1 protein-coding gene is annotated in these 502 nt (G+C 60.8%); it reads right to left on the bottom strand.

The genetic code is table 11. The features are described from left to right. The coding region (locus IVA82_RS46020; protein ID WP_247493957.1) for a transposase at window positions 1-502 on the bottom strand (502 nt) is incomplete at both ends.

The following is a 502-nucleotide window of genomic DNA, read 5'->3' as shown; positions in this document are numbered from 1 at the left end:
AGGCGAGATCGCCATCGGCGATATGGCGACGGATCAGCAGACCGCGCGTCCATAAACCATCATTTGCGCTGTTGAACTGCTCGGCCTCGAGGTCGGCCAGTTCGAGATAACACCAGTCATGCAGCCTCGGTCCTTTGGTTCCGGCTCCCGCCGACAAGCGCTTCCAGTCGGACGGGCGCCGCGTCCGGGCGATGTCTTCGGCCTTGCCGGCGACCGGCTGTCGCTTGCCCCAGGATCGGAAGACATGAGAGCTGCTGACCCCGAGCACATAGCCTTTGCGTGCCCGCCGTAGCTGCTGTTCGATATCGCCAACACCGTAGACGGTGTCACCGGCAACCCACTTGAATGGTACAGACGCGGCTATCGCACGTGCGATCATTCTCGTCGCAAGCTTTGGTTTGGTCGCAAAGCCGACATCGGCAGGCACGTATGCGGCTTCCAGACGATCTGGATCGTCGGTCCATTCCTTCGGAAGATACAACGCGCGATCGATGAACGCATG

Source organism: Bradyrhizobium sp. 142, from assembly GCF_023074015.1.
Taxonomy (GTDB): Bacteria; Pseudomonadota; Alphaproteobacteria; order Rhizobiales; family Xanthobacteraceae; genus Bradyrhizobium.
Note: the sequence above shows the minus strand (reverse complement) of the source record. Positions and strands in the feature narration are given on the sequence as shown.